The organism is Streptomyces sp. NPDC047917 (assembly GCF_043204345.1).
GTDB classification, from domain to species: Bacteria; Actinomycetota; Actinomycetes; order Streptomycetales; family Streptomycetaceae; genus Streptomyces; species Streptomyces sanglieri.
In genome coordinates, this window is sequence record NZ_JBIDCA010000010.1 from 18,673 (window position 1) to 43,854 (window position 25,182).

Sequence of the window (25,182 nt, forward strand, 5' to 3'; positions counted from 1 at the left end):
CCGGCTCGAAGAGGAACCCGCGCCGGACGGAGCGGGGGCTCCGCCCGGCGCGGGCACCACGACATCGCGTTCCCTACCCGGGGTGCCCCCCGACCACGACGGCGTCCCGGGCCTCCCGGCCGGCTCGCAGGTCGGTGAGATTGTCCTGGAACACCTGGCCGACGGCGGCGGGTTCGCCGGGGAAGGCGAAGGCGCAGTGCGGGGAGACCACCAGACCCGGTGTCCGCCACCGGGGGTCGTCCGCGGGGAGAGGCTCGATGTCGTGAACGTCGAGCAACGCTCCGCGCAGCGCTCCGGCCTCCAACGCCTCGCGCAACGCTTCGTCGTCCACCGTGCCGGCTCGGCCGACGTTGACCAGCGCCGCACCGGCCGGCAGCGCGGCGAGCACATCGCCGTTGACGAGATGACGGGTTCCGGTGGTGGCCGGCAGACAGCAGACGATGTGGTCCGCGACAGCGGCGACCTCGGCCAGGCGCCCGGCACCCACGGTGCGGTCCGCCCCCGGTACGCTTCGTTCCCCGGTGCGGGTGACGGCGACGCACCGGGCACCCAGCGCCGTGACCTTGCGGATCACGGCCTGGCCGATTCTTCCGGCCCCCACGACCAGGACGGTCGATCCGCACAGCATCGCGGCGGTGGACGCGTGCCAGACACGACGCTGCGGACGTGCCGACAGCGTCGGGAACTCCTTGAGCAGCATGAGCAGTGCGGAGAGCGCGTATTCCGCGACGGATTCGACGGGGACGCGCGCCGAGTTGGTCACCAGCGTCCCGGGTGCGAGCCCGGCGGCGGAGAGATGGTCGGTTCCGGTGCCGGTGAGATGCAGCCATCGAAGGCCGGGGAGCAACGCGAGGGAGTGCGCGGGGAAGTGGTGGCCGATCAGTACCTCGACCTCGGCCAGTTCGTTCCGTGGCACGTCGAGAAGAGAGGTGGCCTGCACCGCCGTGACCGTCGGATCCAGGTGGGTGAGCAACTCCGCGCCCATCGCCGTGTGTGCGACGAGGATACGCGGATCGTGCCAGGTGGACGGCTTCACCGCTGTACCGCCCGGTGTGCCAGGAGTTCCGCGACAGGGTCGGCGCTTCCTTGGCCGGTCAGCTCGGTCACGAGGGCGCAATTGCGTCTGATCTTGTTCGCGATCCAGGTGCGCAACCAGTCCGCGAGGCGGGGCGCGGACAGTCCGGACGGGGCCACCCCGGTGAGAATCGCCCCGGTCAGAGCCGCCCCGCCGACGTTCACCACCACGTCCGGCAACACCGTGTGGCCCGCCTCGCGCAGGAGACGGCGCGGTACGGGGCCACAGCTGAGGTTGCCGCCCTCGACGATGACCCGTGCGCGCACATCCGGGACCGATCCGGGATCGATCGCGTCGGCCGCGGCCGCGAGGACGAGGACATCCGCGTCCACCGTCAGCCAGGCCCGGTCCGGACCCAGGGACCGCACCCGGGCCGGGAGCCGCGAACGGTCGACGGTGCCGTCCGCGGAGGTCGCCGCGATCAGCCCCTGCGCGCTCAGACCGGCCGGGTCGGCCAGCGTGCCCAGGACATCGGCGACGGCCACGATCCGGTGGCCCGCGCGTTCGAGATGCAGAGCCGCGGACCGGCCCACCGCTCCGAAGCCCTGCACCACCACGCGCTGGGGTGCGGTGAGCTGCTGCGCCTCCAGTGTGCTCAGGGCCGCGGTCGCGACACCGAAGCCCGTGATGTCGGACATGGTCCCGTAGAACTGCTCCCAGGGCACGTCCAGCCGGGTGGCCCCGGGTACTTCGGTGAGGTCGTAGTCCGCCGCGGCGAAGAACGCGTCGCGATCCGCCGGCGTCGTGCCCTGGTCGCAGCCCAGGTACACACCACCGTGCAGGAGCGGACGGCCGACCCGGCCGAAGGTCGACATCAGCCGGTCGCGGTCCTTGACGGCGGATCGGGGGCGGATGCCCGCCTTGGCGCCGCCGATCGGCAGGTCGACAAGTGCGAGTTTGTGGGTCATCGCCCTTGCCAGGGACGCCAGTTCGCGCTCGTCGACGGTCTCGGTGAGGCGGGTTCCGCCCATCGCGAGGCCCCGTACGGTGCTGTCGACGACGACCCAGGCGTCGGCCTCGCAGCCGGGCAGCGAGAGCGTGGTCGTGAAGAGCGGCGACGGGATCAGGGCGTCGTCGCTGTGCAGGAGTTGGTGCATGTTCACGTCTTTCTGGTTCCGGTGAGTACGTCGTGGCGTGGGCGGGGTACGCGTCCCGGCGCCGGGGGACGGCACGACCTGAGCGGCGTCAGCCGGTGCTGCGGCGCAGCAGGGCGTCCGCCTCGTCCTGGAGCGTGTCGAGGTCGTCCGCCACGACCTCCGCCGTCGAGATGTCGGGGAGCCGGCTCTCGATGTGGCGCAGGGGGCGGTACCGCAGGCCGAGGACACCCCATCCGGCCAGCAGGAGTCCGCCGGTGATCATGAGCAGCCCCATGCCCCGGCCCGGACCCGCGCCACCCGTGATCTGGAGGAAGGGGGCGTGCCCGACGAGGGGGTCGAAGAGGTGGTGCAGCAGGAGGGGGGTGAGCAGGAAGCCGAGCGGCATCAGCCCGGTGGCAAGCATCTGATTGGTGGCCACGACCCTGCCCTGCAGCTCCAGGCCCACCTTGGCCTGGAGGATGGCGAGCCAGTGTGCGTTGAGCAGGGCGTTGCACACCCACCACAGGAACAGGCCCGCACCCATGAGGACGGGTTCCGGTCGCAGCCCGATCAGCGCCGTCGCCAGCCCCATCCCGATCGTCATGCCGATCATGCCGTCGGCCCGGCGCCTGGTGCCGCCCCAGAAGGCCATGGCCAGGCCGCCGACCGCGGCGCCGAGGCCGCCCGCCGCGGTGACCGTACCGAGGACGGCCGGACTGCTCGTGGAAAGGACGAGCGGAGCCGTCAGCACCGTGGTGGTGGCGATGATGTAGTTGACGACGATGAAGAAGAGCACCATCGCCACCATGGGTGGCCGCCGGGCCAGGAAGCGCCAGCCTCCGGTGATCGCGGGCAGGAAACCCTCCTGGCGCCTGCGGAAGAGGCGGTCCGGGAAGCGGATGACGAGAAGGACGGCCCCACCGGCGACGACGGCGACGAGATCGACGCAGACCACCCCGGCCAGGCCGGTGAGACTGACCAGCGCTCCGCCCAGCACCGGTGCGATCAGCGTGCTGAGGGCGGTGCCCAGTTGGACCACGCCATTGGCCTGAGCGAGGTAGGGCTTGGGCACCAGCTGGGCGACCGAGGCGAGATAGGCAGGCCGCTGGAACGCCGCGGTGAGGGAGGTGAGCGCGGCGAACACCGCGACTTCCCACACCCGCAGTGTCCCGGTGGCAGCCGCCGCGACGAGGCCGGACAGGGTGACACCGTAGACGGCGGCACAGCCCAGCAGGACCCGGCGACGGTCCCAGCGGTCGGTGGCGGCACCGCCGAGCGGCGCGGCGAGGAAGGCCGGAAGCATGGCCAGCATGGTGACCAGGGAGTAGGCGGACACCTCGTGGGTCTTCTGGAAGACCCACACCCCGAGGCCGAAGGAGGTGAGCGCGGAGCCGGTCATCGAGGCCGTCTGGCCGAGCGCGAAGAGCCCGAACCGGCGCAGGTCCCGTCGTTCCGGCGAGCTGTCCGGTGCTGCCGGCACAGGCACGGAGGCCGCCGGCGAGGAGAGCTGTTCCTCGATGATCCCGGCGAGTTCGCAGGCCTGGTGTTTGAGGAAGTAGTGCCCTGCGTGCGGGATGCGGGAGAGGGAGACGTCGTCGGCGACAACGGTCCACTCGCGGTGCCGCTCCTCGAAGAGCTCGGTGGTGCGGTCGCGGTCGCCGACGACGCACAGCACGGGCGCCCGCAGCCGCCGGGGGGCCTGGGTCTCGAAGCGGGCGCTGAACCAATCGACCGCTTGGCGCGCGTCGTGCCGGACCGCACGGATCACCGAGCCCCGGGTGTCCTCCTCCATCTGCCCGCCGAGTGCCTGCAACACGTCGTGATAGGCCCGGTCGGACGTGCGCCGGTCGTCGGGGAACCAGCGGTGGACGAGCGCGGAAAGCCTGCCGGGGAGCCGGGCGCTGGGAAAGGCGGCGCCGAGAACGACACCGGCGAGTTCCTCGCCCGCCTCCTCCAGCGCGAGGGCCAGCGCGACCGCGGGAGCCGTGCCGACGCAGTGCCCGTAGACCAGGACTTCGCCGGTGTCGATGCCGGCGAGTTCGTCCCGGCAGCGTGCCACGACCTCGGTGAGCGAACGCAGGTCCTCGTCGGCGCGTGCGGGGTCGTGGCCGGGCAGTTCCACGGCGAGCACCTGAATGTCCGGCCGCCGCGCGGTGAGTTCGTGCGCGAGGGGTTGGTACGAGGCTGCGGAACCACCGCCGTAGGGCAGACAGACGAGGGTCACCTTCGGGGACGTGCCCGGGGGCGGCCCGGCCAGTCGCTGGAGAAGCCCGGTGCCGGCGGACGCGGGATCGTCGAGCAGGGTCGCCAGTTCCCGCACCGTGGGGTGTGTGAAGAGGGACACCACCCGCAGATCGGGGCCGATCAGCCGGGCGGCGCGCAGTGCGCTGAAAGAATCCCCGCCCAGTGCGAAGAAGTCGGCGTCGATGTCGAGGTCCTGGTCGGGGAGTTCCAGTACCTCTTGCCAGGCCGCCGCGATGCGCTGCTCGACAGCGCTGCGCGGGGCCGTACCGCTGTGCTTGTCGGAAGCCTGCGGGACGGGCAGGGCGGCGCGGTCCACCTTGCCGTTCGGGGTCACCGGGATCCCGGGCAGGGGCACCAGGGCCGACGGGACCATGTGGTCGGGCAACTGGGAGCGCAGGGCGGAACGCACGGCCGTGATGTCGAGCGGAGTGCTGTCGTCCGCCGGGACGACCCAGGCGACGAGGCGGCGCCGGTGTGCCTCCCCGACGGCGAGCACGACCGCTTCGCGGACGGAGGGAAGCGCCCGGCAGGCCGCCGCGACCTCACCGGGTTCGACCCGGTACCCGCGCACCTTGACCTGGTCGTCGAGACGGCCGAGGAACTCCACGAGTCCGTCCGGGCGCAGACGCACCCGGTCGCCCGTGCGGTAACAGCGCCGGGTTCCCCCGACCGGATCCGGGACGAATGCCCGCGCGGTGGCTTCGGCGTTCCCGGCGTAACCGCGCGCGACTCCGGGGCCGGCGATCCACAGCTCCCCGGGAGTTCCCGGGGGCGCGAGCCGTCCGCTGCGGTCGACGACGTAGCACAGCGCGTTCGGGAAGGGGGTGCCGAGCGGGACGGACACGGCGGTCGTGTCCGAGGGGTCGTCGGTGTCGGCGGGTTCGCACCCGAGGACCGACACGGTCGTCTCGGTGGGGCCGTAGTGGTTGTGCACCCGCAGGCCGGGGCGGGCCGCGCGCACCCGGGCGACGAGTTGCGGCGGACATGCCTCCCCGGCGAGCACGAGGAGGTGGTTCGGCAGTACGGCCGCCAGGTCGCCGTGTGCGGCGAGGAGTTCGAGGTGGCTGGGCACCATCTTGACGACGTCCACCGGGTGGGTGGCGAGGTACGCCGCCAGCCCCGCGGGGTCGGTGGCCCGCTCGCGTTCCACCAGGTGCAGCGTGCCGCCGCTCACCAGCGCCCCGAAGAGCGAGAGGTATCCGAGATCGGCCGCCGCCGTGGAGAGCAGCGCGAAGGACCGCCCGTGACCGTCGATCCGTTCCAGCGCGGCGTGCAGATAGTGGGTGAGGGACCGGTGCTCCACGGCGACGCCCTTGGGCGTGCCGGTCGTTCCGGAGGTGAAGATCAGGTAGGCGAGCCGGTCCCCTGCCGCCTCCACCCGCGCCCCGGGCCGGTCCGTGGGGGCGGCGCCGGGGGCGGACAAGTCCTCCGTCACCAGGACGTGCGCCGACCGCACCCTGCCGGCCAGGGCGCGCCGGGCCAGTACGAACCGTGCGCCGGACGCCGCCACGGTGCGGGCGAGCCGTTCGTCGGGGTGAGCGGGTTCCAGCGGGACGAAGGCCGCGCCGGCCCTGAGCACGCCCAGCAGGGCCACCGGCAGGTGGATGTCCCGCTCCGCCAGTACCGCCACCGGCTCGCCGACGCGTACCCCGGCTGCGAGCAGGCCGTCGGCGACGCGGGCAGCCCGCTCCTCCAGCTCCGCGTAGGTGAGGGTGCCGTCCTCCGCGACGACGGCGGTCCGTCCGGGCGCCGAGTGGGCCCAGCGCCGCACCAGCTCGGGAACGGGATCGTCCGGGTACGTGCGCGCCGGCCCGCGCAGCACCCCCTCCGCCGGGTCCGTCGGGAGCAGCTCGCCCACGGGGCGGTCGGGGTCGTCGACCAGACCGGTCAGCAGCCGCAGGTAGGAATCGCCCAGCCGCTGTGCGGTCGCGGGCCCGAAGCGCTCGCGACGGTACTGAAGCACTCCGCTCAGCGGGCCCTCGGCACCCGCCAGGAAGCAGTGCAGGGCCAGCTCGCTCTTGACCGCGCCGGTCGCGATCTCGGTGAGCCGTGTCGTCAGCCCGGGGAAGAGGCCGGTGAGATCGGGCCGGACGTACAGGTTCGCCATCGTCTCGAAGAGGGGCCCGGTGCCGGACGCGCGCTCGGGGCGCACCTGATGGACGACACGGTCGAAGGGAACGTCCGCCCGGGCCAGCGCGTCGAGCACGACATCGCGCACCTCAGCCAGCAGGCGCCGACCCGACCACGCCGGGGACAGGACCGTCCGCATCACGACCGTGTTGACGAACGGGCCGACGGCCCGCTCGCCGAGTGCCGTGTGCCGTCCCCCGTCCGGTACCCCCACGGAGATGTCCTCGCTGTCGGACACCCGCGCCAGCAGCGCCTGCCAGCAGGCGAGAAGCACCATGAACAGCGTGACACCGTTGTCAGCGGCCAGGGAGTCGAGCCGTGCCTTGAGTCCGGTGGGGAACACGAGGGGAACGCCGGCACCCGCGTCGGAGGGAATCGGCTGGGCAGGACGGTCTGCGGGCAGGTCCAGTGCGGTGGGCGCGTCCCGCAGCCTCTCCTGCCACCATTGCAGACGACGAGCGGCCAGGGCCTCGGGGAGAGGCGTGACCACCTCGGAGTACTGCGGGGGTCGCGGTGGCAGCGGCCCCCGCCCCGATTCGTGGGCGTAGAGCGCGGCCAGGTCGGTGAGCAGGAGGCCGTTGGACCACGCGTCGGTCGCCACATGGTGGAGGACCAGCAGCAGGGCGTGCTCCTGCTCGTCGAGGCGGAAGCAGATGACGCGGAGCGGGCATTCGCGCTCGGGTGCGATCGGCTGCCGTACGCGCTCGTGGACCTGCCGTTCGAGTTCGGCCTCGGTGTCCGTGGCATCGGTGAGGTCCACGACGTCCATGGGTACGGCCGAGGCCGGGCCCATGACCAGGACGGGGACGGGGCCCGAGGCGTCGACGACACCACGCAGTACGTCGTGCCGTCCGACGAGCCCGCGCAGCGCGGCCAGGAGAGCCGGACGGTCCAGCGAGCCGCTCAGCCGCAGCAGGACGGGGACCAGGTAGGCGGGGCTGTCCGGCTGGAGCTGGGAGGCGAGCCACATCGCCTGCTGCGCGGAACTGAGCGGCACGGGCTCGTCCCCCCGTCGCGGTGCGACCTGCGGGCGCTCTGCCCTGCGGGCGGACATCAGGGCACGCAGCCGGTCCTGGTCGGCCTGTGCGGTCGCGGCCGTCGCATCGCTCATGCCGTCTCCCCCTTCTCGCCCGGGGCCGCCGCGTCCAGGGCGGCCAGCGCCCGCTGTTCGACCTCGGCGGCCAGATCGCGCAGCACCGGCAGCGCGAAGACCGCGCGTACCGAGACATCGACGCCGAGCGCGTCCCAGATCTCGGCCGCGACCCGCATCGCGGTGAGCGAGGTACCTCCGAGGTCGAGGAACGAGTCGGAGGCGGCCACGTCCTTCACCGGCAGCAGCTGTTCCCAGACCGTCGCCAGGAATTCCTCGACGACGGTGGACGGTGCGACCCGTTGCCTCCGGTCCGGGACCGGGAGCCCGGTCGTCGGGGGCGGGAGGGGCAGACCGATGGCGGAGCAGGAGCGGTCGGGTGCCGCGGTGCCCCGGGCGAGGACATGGAGGAGTCCGTCCAGCAGGGCCTCGGCGTCCTGTTCGCCGAAGCACTCGATGTCGTGGACGAGATGGATCTCGGTACCCGACACCGTCGTGTTGACGAGGAAGGTGGCGTCGTCCCGCGCGCTGCCGGTGTCGCGTTCGCCGAGCACCCGCAGGGTCACCGCACCGGCGGCGACCCGGACCGGCGCCCCCGACGGCCGCATGGAGAGCGAGACCGGGGTCAGGGGTGCGCCGGGGCGTCGGGGCAGCTCCGCCGCCGTGGCCGCCTCGGCGAGCGCGGCGGCGGGGAGCATCGTGTGTGCGAGTACCCGGTTGCGCGCCAGAGCCGCCCGCGCGACCACGGTACGGAAGGTCTCCTCGGGCCTGAAGCCGACCCGGACCGGAGGAACGAAGAGCAGGGGCCCCACCACCCGATCGAGTTCCGGTACGGGGCGTCGCGCCACCGGCACGCCGACGAGGACGTCGTGCCGTCCGGTCCAGTGCGCGATGAGCACGTCGAGCGCTGCCAGATGGACCGCGAATTCGGAGACGCCCGAGGAGGCCGCCAGGTCCCGTACGGCTTCGGCGGTGCCGGGCGGCAGCCGGCGCACCAGCCGGGCGCCCCGATGCGCGGGTGTCCCGGAACGCACGCGGCGTGCGAGGTCCCACGGGGGCAGCGCCCCCTTGAGCTCCTCGCGCCAGAAGTCGCGGTCGGAACGGGCGGCCGGCGCGAAAGCGTGTTCCTCCCAGCGCGCCACATCCCCGAGTTGCACCTCCGGTTCCGGCACGGGCCGGCCGTCGAGGGCGGCAGCGAGTTCGTCCAGGACGAGGCCCCCCGACCATCCGTCGAAGGCCAGGTGGTCGACGGCGATCACCAGCCGTGCGCGGTCGGGGCCGGTGCGGACGAGCACGGCGCGCAGCAGCGGAGTGTCCTCGGGGCTGAACACCTGCCGGGCCGCCGCGTCGACGAGCACGTCGGCCTCTTCCGCCGTCCGTTCCGCCATGTCGTGCTCGGTGAGGGGAACCGGTGCCGGGGACAGCACCCGCGCCACCGGGCCGTGCGGGGTCTCCTCCACGACGGTACGCAGCGCCTCGTGCCTCACCACGAGCGCGTCGAGGGCGGATCGAAGCGCGTCGGTGGCGACGGCGCCGTCGATGCCGAGGACGAACGCCTCCGTGGTGACGCCGGGGACCGGGCTGATCTGGCGGGTCGTCCACAACTCGCGCTGCATGTCGCTCAGCGGCGACTCGGTGGCGTCCGGCAGCCGGGCCGGCGCGGGCACCGGTGGAGCGGCGTCGATGAGTCCGGCCAGCGCAGCCACGGTCGGCTCGGTGAGGAAGTCCCCCAAGGAGACCACCGCTCCCCACTCCGCCCGGACCCGGGCGAGGACCCGCGCCGCGGCCAGGGAGTGCCCTCCGAGGAGGTCGAAGCGATCGGTGCGGCCCACCGGCCGGTCCGTGCCGAGCACCTCGCCGACGATCGCCGCGAGTCGAGTCTCCGCTCCCGGACGGGGGCGCTCGCCCGGCTCCGTCGTGCGGGTGGGAGGGGCCACGGCCGACAGGGCCTTGCGGTCCACCTTGCCGTTGCTGCTCCGCGGCAGCCGGTCCGTCACCAGAACACGGGCCGGCACGAGGTAGTGCGGGAGGCGGGCGCGCAGCAGCCGGAGGAGTTCTTCTTCGGTGGGGACCGGAGAGCCGTCCGGCACGGTCTCCACATGCGCGTGCAGCGTCCGTGTTCCCCCCTGGTCCACGGGAGCGAGGACAACGGTGTGCCGCACACCCGGGAGCGTCGCGAGGACCGCCTCGATGTCACCGGGCTCGACGCGGAAGCCGCGCACCTTGACCTGCTCGTCGAGGCGTCCGAGGTAGTGCAGCACACCGTTCGTGCGGCGCACGAGGTCGCCCGTGCGGTACCGCCTGCCGCCGGGTACGCCGGGGTCGGGGACGAAGCTCTGCGCCGTCGCCTCCGGGGATCCCAGGTAGCCGAGGCCGACCAGGGGTCCGGCGACCCACAGCTCGCCGGCGGTTCCGTCCGGGACGGGGCGCTGCCGGGTGTCGCGCACCGAGAGGTCGCAGCCGGCGACGGCCGTACCTATCGGCGGCGTGCCCGTTTCGTCGCGGCCTATCGGGTACGTGGCGCAGAAGACGGTGCACTCGGTGGGGCCGTAGAGATTGACGACGGTTTCGACCCCCGGCTGTGCGTAGAGCTGGTCGACCAGCGGGCGGGGTACCGGTTCCGCTCCGGCGTTGACCCGGCGCACGCCCGGCGGCAACGGTCGCTCCAGCAGGATCGCGAGACCGGAGGGCGGTGCGCTGATCATGGTGACCTCGTCCCGCGCGGGGAGGTCGGGGAACGCCAGGATGTCGTCGGCGAGGACGACGCTGCCTCCCGCACACAACGGGCCGAAGATCTGGTGGATGGAGGCGTCGAAGGAGAGTGACGCGGTCGCCAGACCCACACGCAGGTGCGCGGGTTCGATCGTCCGGGTCATCCATTCCAGCAGGGCGAGGACGGAGGAGTGGCCGATGACCACACCCTTGGGCGTGCCGGTGGAGCCGGAGGTGAACAGCACGTACGCCTCCTCACCCGCGGTTCGCGCCGGGTGCGGTGCGGGGCTGTCGTGAGCGTCCTGGTGCGGGGCGGCGTCGACGATGAGGGGGCGGGCGCCAGCGGCCGCGACGACGGGGGCCAGTTCGGGCGTGGTGAGGACCTCGCCGATCCCGGCGGAGCTGACCATGTGCGCCAGCCGGGAGGGCGGGAGCGAGGGATCGAGGGCTACGCAGGAGCGGCCGGCCCGCCACACTCCCAGGAAGGCGGCAACCGTGCGCTCGTCGCGCCCGAGACAGATGCCGGTTCTGCCCCACTCGGTGCTCGGGAGGAGCGCGCTGATCCGCGCGGCGAGAGCGAGCAGCTCCCGGTAACTCGTCCTGCGCTCGCCCGCGATCACGGCCGTGGCCTCGGGGTGGTGGGCGGCCTGACGGGCCACCAGGTCGTGGACCGTGCGGGGAGGGAAACACTCCTCGGTCCGTGGTTGCTGCGGAGAATCGACCGGCATGGGATGGCTCCAGATCTTCGGGAGCGCCGCGGGGCTGGGACGCCCGTGACGCGTGGGGACACGCCCCATGGGTGCGGGGGCGTCTCGGACGGACGGAGAAGTGGGAAGGACCGGGGGCATGGCACCCCGGTGAGGGCCGACCGTGCGGTCAGTGGGTCCCGTCGCGGGACTCGCCCGCGACGGCACGGGTGCCGCGTTCCCGCAGCAGAGCCGCGAGCAGGGGCCGTTCCCCCGGCGCGGGGGAGGGGGTGGCGGTCGCGGCCGGCCCGGCACCGAGCTGCTGTTCGGCGCGTGATCGCAGCCCTGCCCGGTCCAGCTTGCCGCTGCCGGTCTGGGGGACTTCGTCGAGCATCAGGTAGTGCCCGGGTACGTACGCGGAGGGGAGGGCGGAAGCGAGGTGCGTGCGCAGGGCGGCGGAGAGCTCACGAGGGGAGGTACCGGCCTCGGCCGTGCGGATCCAGGCCACGAGTGCGGTGTCCTCCCCGAGCCGGACCGCCACCACCACGGCGTCGTTCACCAGGGGGTGGGTGCGCAGCCGGTGCTCGACCTCCTGCGGCTCGATGCGCTGCCCCCGGATCTTCACCTGGTCGTCGGTCCGTCCCAGGTACTCCAGGTTCCCGTCGATCAGGCGCACCCGGTCGCCGGTCCGGTAGATCCGGTCCACGGAGGACCCCGGCGGCGCGGGCACGAAGGCGCGGGCGGTCCGTACGGGATCGTTGAGGTAGCCCAGGGCCAGTGGTGTGCCCCCGATGCACAACTCCCCTTCGTCGCCGTCGAGAACCGGCCCGCCGTCCTGGCTGACCACCAGCAGTACACAGTTGTCGATCGGACGGCCGATGAGGACACGGTCGATCTCCCGCGCCGAGGCGGGGCTGGTCCAGTGGCTGACCTCGATGGCGGCCTCGGTGGGACCGTAGAGATTGTGCAAAGTGGCGGGGAGGGTCTCCACGCACGCGCGCGCCACTTCGACGGGCAGCGGCTCGCCGCTGCAGAAGACGTGCCGGAGCGAGGTGCACCGTGCGGCATCGCGGTGGCGGAGGAACTCGCGGAGCATGGTGGGGACGAAATGGCAGATCGTGATGCCCTGTTCGCGGATGGCGTGTGCCACGAGTCCGGGCTCGCGATGCTCCTCGGGCGGCAGCAGGACGCAGGTGCCGCCGGAGATGAGGGGGAGCCACAGTTCCCACCCGGAAACGTCGAAGGTGACGGGCGTCTTCTGCAGGACACGGTCGTCCGGGCCGGCCCCGTAGGCGTCGCGCATCCATACGAGCCGGTTGGCGAGGGCGGTGCTCGGCAGCACGACCCCCTTGGGTGTGCCGGTGGATCCCGACGTGAACAGCACGTAGACGGGCTGCGTGTCGGAGACCGGCGGTAAGGAGTCCCATTCCGCTTCTCCGGCCGCCGGGCCCCCGAAGCGCGCGGGCAACGTGAGCGTACGCAGCCCCTGCGCGGCCAACCGGTCCTGTGTCGTGTCGGCCACGAGGGCCAGGGTGCTGCCCGATACGTCGAGTACGCGCCGCAGCCGGTCCGGGGGGTCGTCCGCGTCCAGCGGGAGGTAGGGAAGCCCTGCCTTCAGGATGCCGAGCAGGGCCACGGGTAACCGGACACTCCGCGGAACGGCCACGGCCACGGGCAGTCCAGGCGTCGCTGTGGCTCGCAGCGTACGGGCGATCCCGTCGGACCACGCTTCGAGTTGTGCGTACGTCAGCCGCTCGTCGCCGCACTCGACGGCGACGGCCGCGGGCCGCGTCCGGGACACTTCCCTGATCAGCCCCGGGAGTCCTGCGGGGAAGGAACACACTGTCCGCCGGCCGGATAACTCGGCTTTCGACAGGTCCTGTTGGGGGCGCACATCCGCTCCACTCATTTGTGACTGTTTCGGCGTGAACTTATAGAGGTTGTGGAGCACAACACAAGATTCCTTGATGCCACGCTGACGCTTCCTTCCCGTCAGGGGAGGAACGCGCAGGTGAGCGCCGGGAGGCGCAGTGCCCCGGCCCGGTGCCGAGCACGAAGCCCACTGGTTCGCATCACGGGCTGCCGTGGCACTGGAGCCTGCGTGAGAGGAGACGGAGGCATCCGCGGTGAGGTTGCACAACCATCCGGAAAATCTTCCTGAAGCATCGCGCGACCTGGCGGCGCGGCACCCGGCGCGCCAACCGGGCGGGACGGTGTGCGGACGCCGGTACCAGGCGCAGGACTTGCCCCCGCCGCCTCGATGACGAGCGTGCGAAAGGCGCCCGACCGGTGGCAAACCAGGTCGGGCGCCCTTTGTCATGTGTCGGGAAGAAGCCCGTCTTCCTCGGCCGGTACGCCACCGCGGCTTCCGGTCCGTCGGGCCGGGGCCCGGCCGACGGCTCTACCGCGTTGTCGGGGGAGGCGCGGCTGCCCAGGAGCGGGCGGCCTCCTTGTCGGAGCCGAGCACGTTCTCACCGTAGAGATCCTCCAGCCAATTGGTCTGGTAGATGGTGTCGAGGTAGCGCTCACCGAGGTCGGGACCGACGGCCACTGCGGTGAGTTCGCTCGCGTCGTGCCGTGCCAACCACTCCGTCGCGCCACTGATCACCGTGCCGGTGGAGCCGCCGAACAGGAAGCCGCGCCTGGCCAGACGATGGCAGGCACGTATGGTGTCCGCCTCCTCGACAAGAATCACCTCATCGACATAGGACTCGTCGAGCAGTGGCGGGCGCATGCTCATGCCCAGGCCGGGAATCATCCTGGGGCCCGGCGAACCGCCGAAGGACACCGAGCCGACGCTGTCCACCGCGATGATCCGTACCGGCCGGTGCCATCCCCGGAAGTAGCGTGCACAGCCCATCAGGGTCCCGGTGGTACCGGCTCCGACGAACAGCACGTCCAGCCGCGGGAACTGCCGGGCGACCTCCGGCGCCGTCGTACGGTAGTGCGCCTTCCAGTTGCTCGGATTGGTGTACTGGCTGAGCCACACATATCGGTCGTCGGAGGCGCACAGCTCGCGGAGGTAGTCGAGCCGCGCGCCGAGAAAGCCGGAGTCCGCTCGCGGCTCGGCGAGCACATGCACCTTGCTGCCCAACGCCTCCATCATCATTCTGTTCGACAGATTGCCGCGTGAGTCCGTCACACACAGGAACTGGTAGCCCTTGCTCGCCGCGATCACGCTCAGCGCCACGCCGAGGTTTCCGGACGAGGACTCGACCAGGATCGACTCCGGTGTCAGGATTCCGTCCCGCTCAGCGGCCTCCACCATCGCGGTCGCGGCCTTCAGCTTGATCGAGCCGGCGAAGTTGAAGCCCTCACACTTCAGGAAGAGCGAATGCCCGAAGATCGACCGGAGGTCGACATAGAGATTCTCTTCGTTGAAGCCGTAGGGAGTGGAAATGACGGGCACCATGGTCTCCTCTGTCGGGAACAGAGCACTTTCGGAGTCGTCCGGCCGGGGGCGGGCTCCTCGCCTGTGCGGGCGAGCCACCGTCTCCGGCCGGCGGGACAGGGCCCTGTTTCAGCGGCCGCTGTCCCGTGCGTCAGGACCTGCTGCGACGCGACTGATGTGCCCTTGCGGGCTCAGCCTCGAAGGAGCCGCCTGCGCTCCCGGCCGGCTCATCCGTACCGGCTCGTTTCGTGGAAGAAGTCGTCGACGACGTGCAACTCTCCGGAGCGGGCCACCTCGGTGTACACGTACTTGCCCACGGCGAGGTCGAGCACCCCGAGACCGAAGGGCGAGAACACCACCGGCCGGTCCGCCGGCACCTTCACCCGCCCGGCCATCACGTCGTCCAACGTGCCGTGCAGGAAGTCCCGGTTGCCCGTGAGCTGCTCGGCCAGATGCGGGGACGTGTCGGCCTTGAGGCAGTGCTCGACGTCATCGACGATGTTGGTCGAGGCGAGCAGGATCTCCGGCGCGAGGTCGCGCAGCGACACATGCAGCACCAGTGGATTGTGTGCGAACCACGACAGGTCGCTGACGTGCGGTTGACCGGCGACCGTGGCGAAGACGACCAGGTCGCTGTTGCGGATCAACTGCTCGGCGCTGTCGTGCACGGTGATCCGGCCGGCGGTGTCCGACTGCTCCAGATAGCACCGGAAGCCCGCCGCGCTCTCGGCGGACAGGTCGTGTACGCCGATCTCGTCGAACGACCAGCCGGTGCCGACCAGGAAGGAGTGGATGTAGCGGGCGATCAGGCCCACCCCGAAGAACCCGACACGTGTCGGTCGCGGCCGGTCGCGGCTGAGCCAGTCGGCCGCCGACGCCGCAGACGCGGCCGTCCGGGTGGCACTGATGATCGAACTCTCCAGACAGGCGAACGGGTAGCCCGTGTCGGGGTCATTGAGGATCAGCACCGCCGATGCCCTCGGGATGCCTGCCGTCACGTTGCCCGGGAAGCTGGAGATCCACTTCAGGCCGTCCACCCGCGCCTTCCCGCCGATCGAGGCGGGCAGCGCGATGATCCGGGAGGACGGACGGTCGGGGAAACGAAGGAAGTACGACGGCGGGTTCACCGAATCACCGTCGCCGTGCAGCCGGTAGGTGGCCTCGACCAGCTCCGTGATCCGCTTCTCGCACCTGTGCAGCGTGCGCTGGACCTGGGCACCGGAGATCACCGCGAACGGTGGAACGGTGACCGGCGGGACCGTTTCGGGCCCGCTCGCGGTGGAATCGACGGCGCTCATCGTGTGGTCACCCTCACGGTCGGCGAGCAGTCGTCCAGACGCACCGGATCGGCCATCGCGACGAGCACCTCACGCGGTCCCTCGAAGGGCTCCCTGCTGTGCGCGGTACGGATGTTGTCGACGACCATCAGATCGCCGGCCTGCCACGGTTCACGTACGGTGTTCGCCTCGTAGACGCCGTTGAGGAGCTGCACGACGTCCTCGCCGATCGGGTCGCCGTTGCCGAAGCGGGTGTTGAACGGCAGCCCGTCGGCGCCGTAGACGTCCACCAGGTACTCGTGCACCTCGGGGGCCATCGTCCACTCGTTGAGGAACGCGATCTGGTTGAACCAGCAGCGTCGGCCGGTGACCGGGTGGCGCACCACGGCGCTGCGGTGCTGTCTGGTACGGAGTCCACCGTCGGGCTGCCACTCGAACGCGATCGCGTTTGCGCGGCAGTAGCGCTCGACGGCGCCCCGGTCATCGGTGCCGAAGGCCTCGGCGACGGACGCGCCGATCTCGTCGTTGTAGGCGCGGGTGAGCAGCCAGCCCTCGCGCTCGAACCGTTCGGTCAACTCGGTGGGCAGCGCGTCGAGCACGGTCGCTGAGTCGGCCACCGCGGTCGCCCCGCCGCCGGTCGGAGCGGTGAGACAGGCGAACATCATCAGGCCGGGGAACTCAAGCGTGTAGCTCAGTTCGTGGTGCATGCACATCGGCTGGTTCGACGGCCACTTCGATGAGGAGTACACCCCGTCGGAGTAGGTCTGCCGCGGCGCGAAGGCCTCCTGCTCGGTCATCAGACCGGTGGCCAGCTTCGAGAAGACGGCCGCGGTCTCGGTCATGTCGCGCAGCCCGAGACCCCGGACCAGGACCGAACCGTGTTCGGCGACGACCGCGCGCAGTGTCTCCCGGTGCTCGGCCGCCCAGGCCGGTGCGTCACCGGTGACCTCGGTCCTCAGCCGCGGGGGTTTGCCGGATTCCAGTTCCACGTCGACCGGCGAAGCCGTGGGTGTGGACGACATCTCGATCTCCTTTCGACTGATGCTCAGGAAGAAGCGAACAAATCGGTGGCCTGCAGAACAGCCTTGGCTGCCTCGGCCGGACGGGTACGCAGGAAGAAGTGGCCGCCGTCGGCGACCTCGTGCAGGCCGACCTGTTCGGCCAGGAGCTGCCAGTCGAGATACCGGCGCGGGTAGTCCGCCGTGCTCGGGTCGTCCGAGGCGACGACCACGGTGACCGGCACGGACAGCTTCTGCGCGGGCGGGCTCTCCAGGGCATCGATGAAGTAGCGGTGAGCGGACACGCAGTCGTGGCGGTAGGCGGCGCCGACGTGCTCGGCGTGCTGCGGATCCGACGGACCGGGTGAGCCGCAGCCGCCGTCCGTGCTCAGGTCCGCGGCGATCTCGGCGTCGCCGCGCCCGGTCAGCTCGGCGATGGCGGCGCGCCGGTCGTCGGCGTCACCGAGCAGTTGCGCGCCGAGGAACACCCGATGGACGTCCACCCCGTGCTCCCGCAGTTTCCTGGCGGTCTCCACGGCCAACGCGGCGCCCGAGGAGTGACCCCACAGCAGGACACTGGTCAGACCACGCCCGGTGATCTCGTCGACGACCTGCTCGACCACCTGAGTCATCGGCGCGAGCGGCTCGCTCTCGGCGGCCACGTCGTGACCGGGCAGCTCGACGGCGTAGACCGCCGGTCCACTGTCCGGCAGTGCCCCGGCCATCGGCCGGAAGTTCACCGCGTTGCCGCCGGCATGGGGGAAGCACACCAGGGCTGAGGTCTGCGCACCGTCCGCTGCCGACAGCGGCTGAAGCAGCCCGGCACGCCGCGCGGATCTGTCGTCGACCAGCCCGGCCAGATCCGCGAGGACCGGGTGACGGGTGACATCCTTGAGGGACACCGCGCGGTCCAGGAAGATGGCCAGTTTCACGGCCGACAGCGACGTACCGCCCCGGTCGAAGAAGTGGTCCCGCCGCCCGATCCGGTCCTGCGGGATGCCGAGCACCTTCGCCCACGCGGCCGCCAGCTGCCGTTCGGCCGGTGTGTCCGGCGCACAGAAGTCGTCCGGCACGACATCGAGTTCTCCGGCGAGTGCCCGCAGAGTCCTTCTGTCGACCTTGCCGTTGGCCGTCAGCGGCAGGCTCTCCCGCCAGTGAACGGCCGACGGGACCATGTACGCGGGCAGCGACTCACCGAGCCGGGCCGGCACCACGTCCGCATCGAGCGGCCGCCGACCGGAGCAGAACGCCACCAGGTGCTTGCTCTGGTCGGCCCGCTCGGTGATCACGACCGCACCGTCGCGAACGCCGGGCACCTGCAACAAGGCGTTCTCGATCTCGCCGATCTCGATCCGGAAGCCACGGATCTTCACCTGGGTGTCGCGGCGGCCGAGGAACTCCAGCTTTCCCCCGGGCGTCCAGCGGCCGTAGTCGCCGCCCCGGTAGAGCCGGGCGCCCTCACGGTGCGGATCGGCCAGGTAGGCCTGCCGGGTGAGCTCGGGGTCGTTGACGTATCCGCGGCCGACGCAGACGCCGGAGAAGACGATCAGACCGGGGGCTCCGAGCGGCACCGGGATCAGGTGCTCGTCGACGACGTAGACGCGCACGTTGTTGACCGCGCGGCCCAGCAGGACCCGGTCCCCGTCGGGCGCGCGGTCCATGACCTCGTGGTTGGTGTCGTCCGAGGTCTCGGTCAGCCCGTAGGCGTTGACCAGCCTGATCCCGGGCTGGGCGGCGAACCAGCGCTGCACGAGCTCCTTCTTCAGCGCCTCGCCCGTGACCGACACGCACCGCAGGTCCGGCAGCTCGCGGGGGTGCTGATCCAGCCAGGACACCACCACGTCCAGGTAGGAGGGCACGATCTGGAGGACGGAGACCCGGTCGTCGATGATCTTGTCGACGAACCGCTGGACGTTCAGGATCACTTCCTGCTCCACCAGCAGGGTCCGTCCCCCGACCAGCAGCCCGGACATCAGCTGCCAGAGCGAGATGTCGAAGCACTGGGGTGCGGTCTGGGCGACCACCTGTCCCTCGCCGATCCCCAGGTCGTCGATCTTGGCGTAGAGGTGGTTCAGCATGCCCGCGTGCTCGCACATCGCGCCCTTGGGCTCACCTGTGGAGCCGGAAGTGAAGTAGATGTAGGCGAGTTGGTCCGGTGCGACACGGACGGCCAGATCACCGTCGGGATGGTCTTCCTCGTAGGCCGCGCCGACCAGGAGCTTCTGGACCCCGGGCAGTGGGCCGAGGGCCCGGTCGAGCGTGGCGGTGCTGCCGGACTCGGTCAGCACGAGCTCACATGCGGCACGGGAGAGCATGGTCGCGATCCGGTCGGCCGGGAAATGAGGCTCGATGGGCAGGTACACGCCGCCGGCCTTGAAGACCGCGAGGACGGCGGCCATCCAGTCCAGGTTGCGCTCGGTCACCACCGCGACGACGCCCTCAGGGCGCAGCCCCCGCGCCAGCAGGGCTCGTCCCACCCGGTTGGCGCGCGCGTTGAGCTCTCGGTACGTCAGCCGCAGATCGCCGTGCACCGCGGCGACGGCGTCCGGGTGTGAGGCCACCCGCTGCTCGAACAGTTCGTGGAACCTGTGGTCCGGCAGTTCCCGGTGCGGACCGGCGAGTTCTTCGAGCTGGAAGTGGAGTTCCTCGGGGGAGAGCAGGCTCTGCCGGTCGTGCTCGGCGTCCGGATCGGCGACGATCAGCGCCAGCGCGGCGAGGTGGTAACCGGCGATCCTGACGGAGCAGTCCTCGTCCAGTACGTCGGTCCGATACCGCAGGCGCAGCGCGAGGTGGCCGCCGCGGTGCGCGAACCCCACCCGCAGGACGGTGTCGCCGGTGACTTCGCCGCCCGTGCCGTACGGATCGAACACGACCTCGATCGGCGGCTCGGCCAGGCCCAGTTCGCACCTGAGCTCATCGACCGGGAAGTCCTGGTGCGACAGCAGATCCGACGCGACCCGATGCGCCTCCAGCAGCAGTGTCCGCCACGAGCCGGGCTCGGTCGTCAGCCGGCAGAGCAGCGGCCGGCCGCTTCCCGCACCGACATGTCCGGTCACGACCTCGTGCTCGGCGGAGAGCGCGGCGAGCACCTTGGCGTGTGCTGCCAGCAGTACCGAGTCGAGCGGCACCGCCAGGTCCTCGGCCAGCCGGCGCAACGCCGCCACGACGTCGTCCGGGACCGGCACCTCGTGTTCGCCGACGCCCTTCACCGGATTGAGCGTCCACCGCGGGATTTCGGTGATTCCACCGGCGACGAGCACTTCGCGCCAGAATTCCCGGTCGGCCTTCACTTGCTTTTCCATCAGGCCGTCTCTCTCCATTCGCCTCGGCTACCGTGCTTTTTCGCGCCGACCAGGGCCGGGCCGCTACCGCTTCCGCATAAGCGCCTCCGGCTGATGGGGGGCCTCGCGCATCTCCGCGGCGGGATTTCCTCCCCAGCGAGCGTGCGGGGGGACCTCTTCGCCTTTCATCAGGAAGGAATCGGGTGCGAGTACCGCGTCGGCGCCCATCGTCACGCCGTAATGGACGTGGGCTCCCACACCGATGGTGCAGCCGGATTCGAGGGTGCTGCGATCGGATTTGAAGGTGCCGTCCTCCTGGGAGTGGCACTGGACCTTGCTTCCCGCATTGAGCGTGCAGTCATTTCCGATGGTGGTGAGCGTGCGCTCCGTCATGTAGCAGCCGTCATCGAAGACCCTGCTGCCGATCCGAACTCCCAGCATTCGCCAGATCACGTTCTTGAAAGGTGTTCCGTTGAAGATGTTGAGGTAGGTGTCCGGCACCTTCCAGAGGCGCTCGTGCCACCAGAAGTAGGGCTCGTAGATGGAGCACACCTGTGGTTGCAGCGCGCGGAACGCCGCGATGCCGCGCTCCACCAGTACGAAGTAGACAGCGGTGAATCCGAGGCTGAACACCAGGAACGCGGCGATCACCACATGCCCGTAGGAGTCGTACAGTTCGGCGTTCGCCAGGCCGAACAGTGCGAGAACGAAGAAGTGCAGCCACCGCACGAGAAGGAAGAAGATCATCGAGCGGATGTTGTAGCGGTTCTTCGCGGCGAGGCTGCGGCGCAACTCGTCGCCGGTGCGCAGATGGTCGAACCGGGAATCTCGCTCGACCGAACGGGGAATCTCGAAGCACGGCGAACCGAGCAGTCCCACCCCTTCGCGCACCTCGCCTTCGAGCGGAACCATCACCTTCGTCGCGAGGAGACAGTTCTCACCAGTTCTGGCCCCCGAGGGAAAGGCGATGTTGTTCCCGAGGAAGTTGTACGACCCGATCGAGGCCCGGGACACCCGGAAGGACGTGCTCGAATAGTCGGCGTTGATGACGGAGAGCCCGTCGGCGACCATGGTCCCGCTCCCGACCGAGCAAAGGAACGGGGTCTCGTGCTGCACTTCCGTGCCGAAGTTCGACCCGGTCTGTTCGACCCGGGACAAGTCGTATCCGATGCCGCGCAAGTAGTGGACGATGTAGGAGCTGTCACCGAACAGCCACGTGAAGAACTTGATGTTGGTCATGCGCCCGATCGCCCGGTGCACCGAGTAGTGGAGCCCGTACAGTGGATAGACCTTGTCCGGCTTGACGACCAGGTTCAGCAGGCGTGGAACGGTGAACATCACGGCCAGGCCAACGAAGACGAAGCCGAAGAACAGCAGCAGGGAAAGGACCAGCGCGTCGACGTAGAGATCCGGCGACGTGAGCCCTCCCGTGCCCGGCCCCAGCCGGTCGTGCAGCGCCGGAACCAGGGCTACCAGCATGTACGCGCCCCCGACGGCCAGTGGCACATAGAGGAAGAACAACTGGAGCACGGTCACCAGACCGAAGCCGGCCCGGCGCAGTGTGCCGCATACGGCCGGTTCGACCCTCAGGTAGTCGTGCTGTGTGGGCTGTGCCGGGGACCCGTGCCGGCGCTGACCGTCAGGCACCGCCTGGCCGCTGTACAGCGTGGACGTGTGGCCGAGTTGAGCCCCGTCGCCCATCGACACGTCGATGTCGAGCACGGTCTTCTCGCCGATGAAGACGTTCTGGCCCAGAGTGACCCGGCCGGTCTGGATACGGCCGGCGTGCGCTCGGTAGCAGAGGAAGAACGAGTCCTTGCGGATCACTGTGCCGGCGCCGACGGTGAGCAGGTCGGGGCAGACCGGAACGTTGCGGGAGAGGATCGTGACCCCTCTGCCGATCCGTGCGCCCAGCGCTCGCAGGTACAGCACGTACAGGGGATTGCCGACGAAGAAGATCATCGGGTTGGCGTGGATCAGCACCTTGACGGTCCAGAAGCGCAGATAGGTCAGGCCCCAGACCGGGAACTCACATGGTTTGAAGCGGCCGATGAGGAGCCATTTCGCCGCGATGGGGAAGGTGCACAGAGCGACGAAGCCGAGGCCTCCGAAGACGAACGACCGCAGATAGACATCGACCACACCCGATCCGGCGGAGACCCATGCGTAGCCTCGGTCGGCGACAAGCCCGGCGACGAAGGAATACCCCAGGAAAAGCAGGAACTGCAGGGTTCCGCAGAGGGCGTATCGCATGGTGCGGGCCGGGGCCACCACCCCGGTCGGCACCGGGACCGACGGTTCGACGGGCGCGGCATTCGCGAGCCCCGTCGCCAGACTGCGGATCGTCGGGTGCCGGTAGATGTCCTTCATCGACGCCGAGGGAAGGTCTTCCCGCTTCCTGACTCGTGCGCAGAAATGGGCCATTACCAATGAGTTGGCGCCGAGGTCGTCGAAGAAGTGGCTGTCGACAGACACCCGTTCGACGCACATGACGTCAGCCAGCACTTCGGCGAGGCTCTTCTCGACGCCGGTCTCCGGGCCGCTGTACTTGCGTGTACCGATTGCGGATTCATCCGGCCCGGGAGTCAAGACGTCGAGGGGTTTGTCCTCCATGCGAGCTCCTTGAGGAACTTTCCGGGCGCCGTTTCATTGTGGTCGGCGCCCTGTACTCGCGTTTTCGATGGCCGGAGCGAGTGGTCCGGAAGCCACGAGATCGGGATCTGCTGTCCGTATCCCAAACCGCTGCCTCAGTCTTAGCTGTCCACCGCCGGGATGCCACTCGGACTCGGTCGCTCCGCTGTGGCAGTGACTCTCCCGGTTTGCTCCCCGGCAGGGATCCTGCCTGGCAGAACGGCGACCCCCCTGGCGGACGGGCGTGATCTTGATCGAGGACCCGTCTACCAGGCGTTTCGTCGTCCCGTACAGGCTTCACTCATCAGCAGCCCCGTTCTGGTGGCCGGGCAGGAAGGGGGCTCGGTGACGGCACCCGGGCGTATCGCAGCGGTGCGGCGGCGGAGCGACGCCCGCGCGCTTCGCGGTGGTGGCACGGTGGCCCACACGGTCGCAACCGTCCGATGTCACTCCATCAGCGCGATGGGCTCGCCCGCCAGCGGAGTGATCGTGGTGGCCCCGGTCGGCGGGCGAGGCACCCGCTGACCGGCCTGCTGCCGGCCCGGACCGCAGTCCGGCGAACCACCTCCGTAGCCGCGCGAAGTCTCTGCCCGGAGCACAGGGACTGAGCGGGGGCGCGGTTCATCCGGTGGGCGCCCGCCGGTGGTGTGCCAGGGACCGCGCCACCAGAGCGGCGGGCTCGGGGTGTGCCTGCAACGCCTTCAGGATCAGCAGCCACCACAGACGCAGCCGGTCGGAGAGGTCCTCGTGCTCCGCCATCTCCTCGGTGAGGTCGTACAACCCGAAGAACGCGCACACCAAGGTCGTGGCGGTGCTCGACGGCTCGACTTCGTCGGCCAGTTCGCCTCCGGCGCGGGCCTCGGCCAGAAGGTGTGTGACGGCAGTGGTCCAGATGGCGAAGGGGGTGGGTATGGCGACGTCGATGGTGCGGCGCTCGGCCCACAGGCGCGCGCCGGCCCGGGCCATCACGTCGTCGCGCAGCGCCTCGGCGACATCGAAGCTGAGAGCGATCAGCTTCTCCAGAGGGGGGATCCCGGGGGCGGCGTAACGGTCGGCCAACAACGGCCAGGATGCGAACTGTTCCCGCACGACCGCCAGCGCGAGTCTCTCCTTGCTGGAGTAGTGGAAGTAGACGGCTCCGCTGGTGCGCCCCGAGAGTTCGCTGATCTCATTGATGCTGGTCCGTGCATACCCCTGTTCAACGAAAAGGTGTGCTGCGGCTTCCAGCAGAGACCTTCGGGTCGCACGCGCCCTGTCCTGCATGTGTGTTCTGCCTTCGTTCGTCTGTACCCATTTTTTTGATCCGGGAAAGTCGTGCGCCGCGGCGCACTGACGGCGCTCCGTGCCGTTAATGCGTGGAGATTATTATTGTTCTTGGGGTGCGAGCGGGTTCGGTCAATGGCGGAAATTCACGCTTCAGCGCATCTCGGGAGGGTCGGCGCCTGCGGCCAAATACCTTGTGTCTCAATGGAGTTGGAGCAGCTCAATAGCCTTGTTCGTCCATCGCCGACCGTCGCGCGCGCTGCGCGATTACTTGGTATCGAGCGTGCCGTCAAACACTCGAAATGATGATTGCGTTCGCTGGGCCGGAAAATTATCGTAGTGATCACGATGTTTCTCGGGTCATCCACAGAGCCCGGACGATGTCCATCGTCGGCGGGCCCGGAGGCGAAGCATCGGCCTTCACGCGTGGTCGATCGGGGCTCGTTCGACAGCGCACCTTCTGCGGCCGAGCGGGCCTCTCCGTAGTCCCCTGCTCCGTACTGCGAGCACTGACGACGCGGGGCGGCGCGCTCTTCGAGAACGGCAGGCAAATGACATCTCGTCACATCTTCACCTGGTCCCCGGCTGCCATCGTCTTCGACTGTGACGGAACCCTGGTGGATACCGAACGACACTGGCAGGACGCGCGCATCCGAGCCTTCGGAGAGTTCGGACTGAAGCCCCGCGCCGGCTTCGCCGAGCGGGCGAAGGGCGTGCACTACACGGAGTGCGGCAGTCTCATGGCCAGAGAGGCCGGGAAGCCGCAGCTCGCCGACGACATGACGCACGCGCTCCTGAGGAACTTCATGGCGCTCGTCGCCGAAGACCCCGTGACCATGCCGGGTGCGGCGGCACTGGTCCGCCTCGCCGCCCGCAATCTCCCGCTCGCGGTCGCCAGCAACTGCCCGTTGGACGTGGTCGAGACCTGCCTCGCCCGGGTCGGACTGCTCAGCTACTTCACCCATGTCGTCGTCGCGGGTGACGGACTGCTGCCGAAACCCCATCCCGACGTCTACGCCACCGCGGTCCGCCTGTGCAGTGTGCGGCCGGAGGAAGCGATGGCTGTGGAGGACTCGGTCACCGGCGTCGAGTCGGCCCGGAGAGCCGGCATGCGCGTGCTCGGCGTGGGGCCTCGGCCGGCCGAGGAGGGAGCTGACCGGGCCGACCTGTGGCTGCGTACCCTGGCTGATCCGGAGCTCCAGGCATGGGCCCGTACCTGGGAGGAAGAGACCGCCTAGGCAGTGTCTTCAAATGATCTTGGGTGATGGATCATGGTGTCGCGATACGTCGCCATGAACTGTCCGATGCCGATCGGGAGTTCGTCCGGC

Annotated in this window: 12 protein-coding genes; 1 reads left to right on the forward strand and 11 read right to left on the reverse strand. The window is 70.2% G+C overall.

Features of this window, described 5'->3' with window-relative positions:
• Positions 1–73: 73 nt before the first annotated feature.
• The 11 genes from ACGF8B_RS24095 to ACGF8B_RS24145 form a co-directional block, all read right to left on the reverse strand.
• Positions 74–1,036 carry an NAD(P)-dependent oxidoreductase gene (locus ACGF8B_RS24095; protein ID WP_392742088.1) on the reverse strand — a complete coding sequence of 321 codons (963 nt, stop codon included), beginning with the start codon at positions 1,034–1,036 and terminating at the stop codon, positions 74–76.
• The gene (locus ACGF8B_RS24100) at positions 1,033–2,172 is read right to left on the reverse strand and encodes a Glu/Leu/Phe/Val dehydrogenase dimerization domain-containing protein (RefSeq protein WP_392742091.1); all 1,140 of its coding nucleotides are present in this window, start codon (positions 2,170–2,172) and stop codon (positions 1,033–1,035) included. The genes ACGF8B_RS24095 and ACGF8B_RS24100 overlap by 4 nt, the downstream gene beginning before the upstream one ends.
• 88 nt (positions 2,173–2,260) lie before the next feature.
• A complete protein-coding gene (locus ACGF8B_RS24105) occupies positions 2,261–7,636 on the reverse strand; it encodes an amino acid adenylation domain-containing protein (RefSeq protein ID WP_392742094.1) in 5,376 nt (1,791 codons plus the stop codon).
• The gene (locus tag ACGF8B_RS24110; RefSeq protein WP_392742097.1) at positions 7,633–11,055 is read right to left on the reverse strand and encodes an amino acid adenylation domain-containing protein; all 3,423 of its coding nucleotides are present in this window, start codon (positions 11,053–11,055) and stop codon (positions 7,633–7,635) included. Before ACGF8B_RS24110 ends, ACGF8B_RS24105 begins: the two co-directional genes overlap by 4 nt.
• Before the next feature lie 148 nt (positions 11,056–11,203).
• Positions 11,204–12,814 carry an amino acid adenylation domain-containing protein gene (locus ACGF8B_RS24115; RefSeq protein ID WP_392742099.1) on the reverse strand — a complete coding sequence of 537 codons (1,611 nt, stop codon included), beginning with the start codon at positions 12,812–12,814 and terminating at the stop codon, positions 11,204–11,206.
• A 600-nt stretch (positions 12,815–13,414) separates the two neighbouring features.
• Entirely contained in the window at positions 13,415–14,422 is a 1,008-nt protein-coding gene (sbnA, locus tag ACGF8B_RS24120) for a 2,3-diaminopropionate biosynthesis protein SbnA (RefSeq protein ID WP_392742940.1), read from the reverse strand.
• A 209-nt stretch (positions 14,423–14,631) separates the two neighbouring features.
• The gene (sbnB, locus tag ACGF8B_RS24125; protein WP_392742102.1) at positions 14,632–15,702 is read right to left on the reverse strand and encodes a 2,3-diaminopropionate biosynthesis protein SbnB; all 1,071 of its coding nucleotides are present in this window, start codon (positions 15,700–15,702) and stop codon (positions 14,632–14,634) included.
• Positions 15,699–16,703: a TauD/TfdA family dioxygenase gene (locus ACGF8B_RS24130; RefSeq protein WP_392742105.1), complete on the reverse strand. Its 1,005-nt coding sequence runs from the start codon at positions 16,701–16,703 to the stop codon at positions 15,699–15,701. Before ACGF8B_RS24130 ends, sbnB begins: the two co-directional genes overlap by 4 nt.
• 23 nt (positions 16,704–16,726) lie before the next feature.
• On the reverse strand, positions 16,727–19,981 hold the full coding sequence (locus tag ACGF8B_RS24135) for an amino acid adenylation domain-containing protein (protein ID WP_392742108.1): 3,255 nt from the start codon (positions 19,979–19,981) through the stop codon (positions 16,727–16,729).
• A 63-nt stretch (positions 19,982–20,044) separates the two neighbouring features.
• Entirely contained in the window at positions 20,045–22,573 is a 2,529-nt protein-coding gene (locus ACGF8B_RS24140) for a Pls/PosA family non-ribosomal peptide synthetase (RefSeq protein ID WP_392742111.1), read from the reverse strand.
• A gap of 639 nt (positions 22,574–23,212) precedes the next feature.
• Complete coding sequence (locus ACGF8B_RS24145; RefSeq protein ID WP_392742114.1) at positions 23,213–23,854, reverse strand: ScbR family autoregulator-binding transcription factor; 642 nt, start codon at positions 23,852–23,854, stop codon at positions 23,213–23,215.
• Positions 23,855–24,405: 551 nt separating this feature from the next.
• Here ACGF8B_RS24145 and ACGF8B_RS24150 point away from each other — a divergent pair.
• Positions 24,406–25,092, forward strand: coding sequence for an HAD family hydrolase (locus ACGF8B_RS24150; protein WP_392742116.1), 687 nt, complete (start codon positions 24,406–24,408; stop codon positions 25,090–25,092).
• The last annotated feature ends 90 nt before the right edge of the window (positions 25,093–25,182 follow it).

Excerpts from the sequence above, each read along its gene's own strand:
- ACGF8B_RS24140 (WP_392742111.1), bottom strand. The coding sequence starts at position 22,573 with ATGGAGGACAAACCCCTCGACGTCTTGACTCCCGGGCCGGATGAATCC.
- ACGF8B_RS24105 (WP_392742094.1), bottom strand. The coding sequence starts at position 7,636 with ATGAGCGATGCGACGGCCGCGACCGCACAGGCCGACCAGGACCGGCTG.
- ACGF8B_RS24130 (WP_392742105.1), bottom strand. The coding sequence starts at position 16,703 with ATGTCGTCCACACCCACGGCTTCGCCGGTCGACGTGGAACTGGAATCC.
- ACGF8B_RS24150 (WP_392742116.1), top strand. The coding sequence starts at position 24,406 with ATGACATCTCGTCACATCTTCACCTGGTCCCCGGCTGCCATCGTCTTC.
- ACGF8B_RS24145 (WP_392742114.1), bottom strand. The coding sequence starts at position 23,854 with ATGCAGGACAGGGCGCGTGCGACCCGAAGGTCTCTGCTGGAAGCCGCA.
- ACGF8B_RS24135 (WP_392742108.1), bottom strand. The coding sequence starts at position 19,981 with ATGGAAAAGCAAGTGAAGGCCGACCGGGAATTCTGGCGCGAAGTGCTC.
- ACGF8B_RS24110 (WP_392742097.1), bottom strand. The coding sequence starts at position 11,055 with ATGCCGGTCGATTCTCCGCAGCAACCACGGACCGAGGAGTGTTTCCCT.
- ACGF8B_RS24100 (WP_392742091.1), bottom strand. The coding sequence starts at position 2,172 with ATGCACCAACTCCTGCACAGCGACGACGCCCTGATCCCGTCGCCGCTC.
- sbnB (WP_392742102.1), bottom strand. The coding sequence starts at position 15,702 with ATGAGCGCCGTCGATTCCACCGCGAGCGGGCCCGAAACGGTCCCGCCG.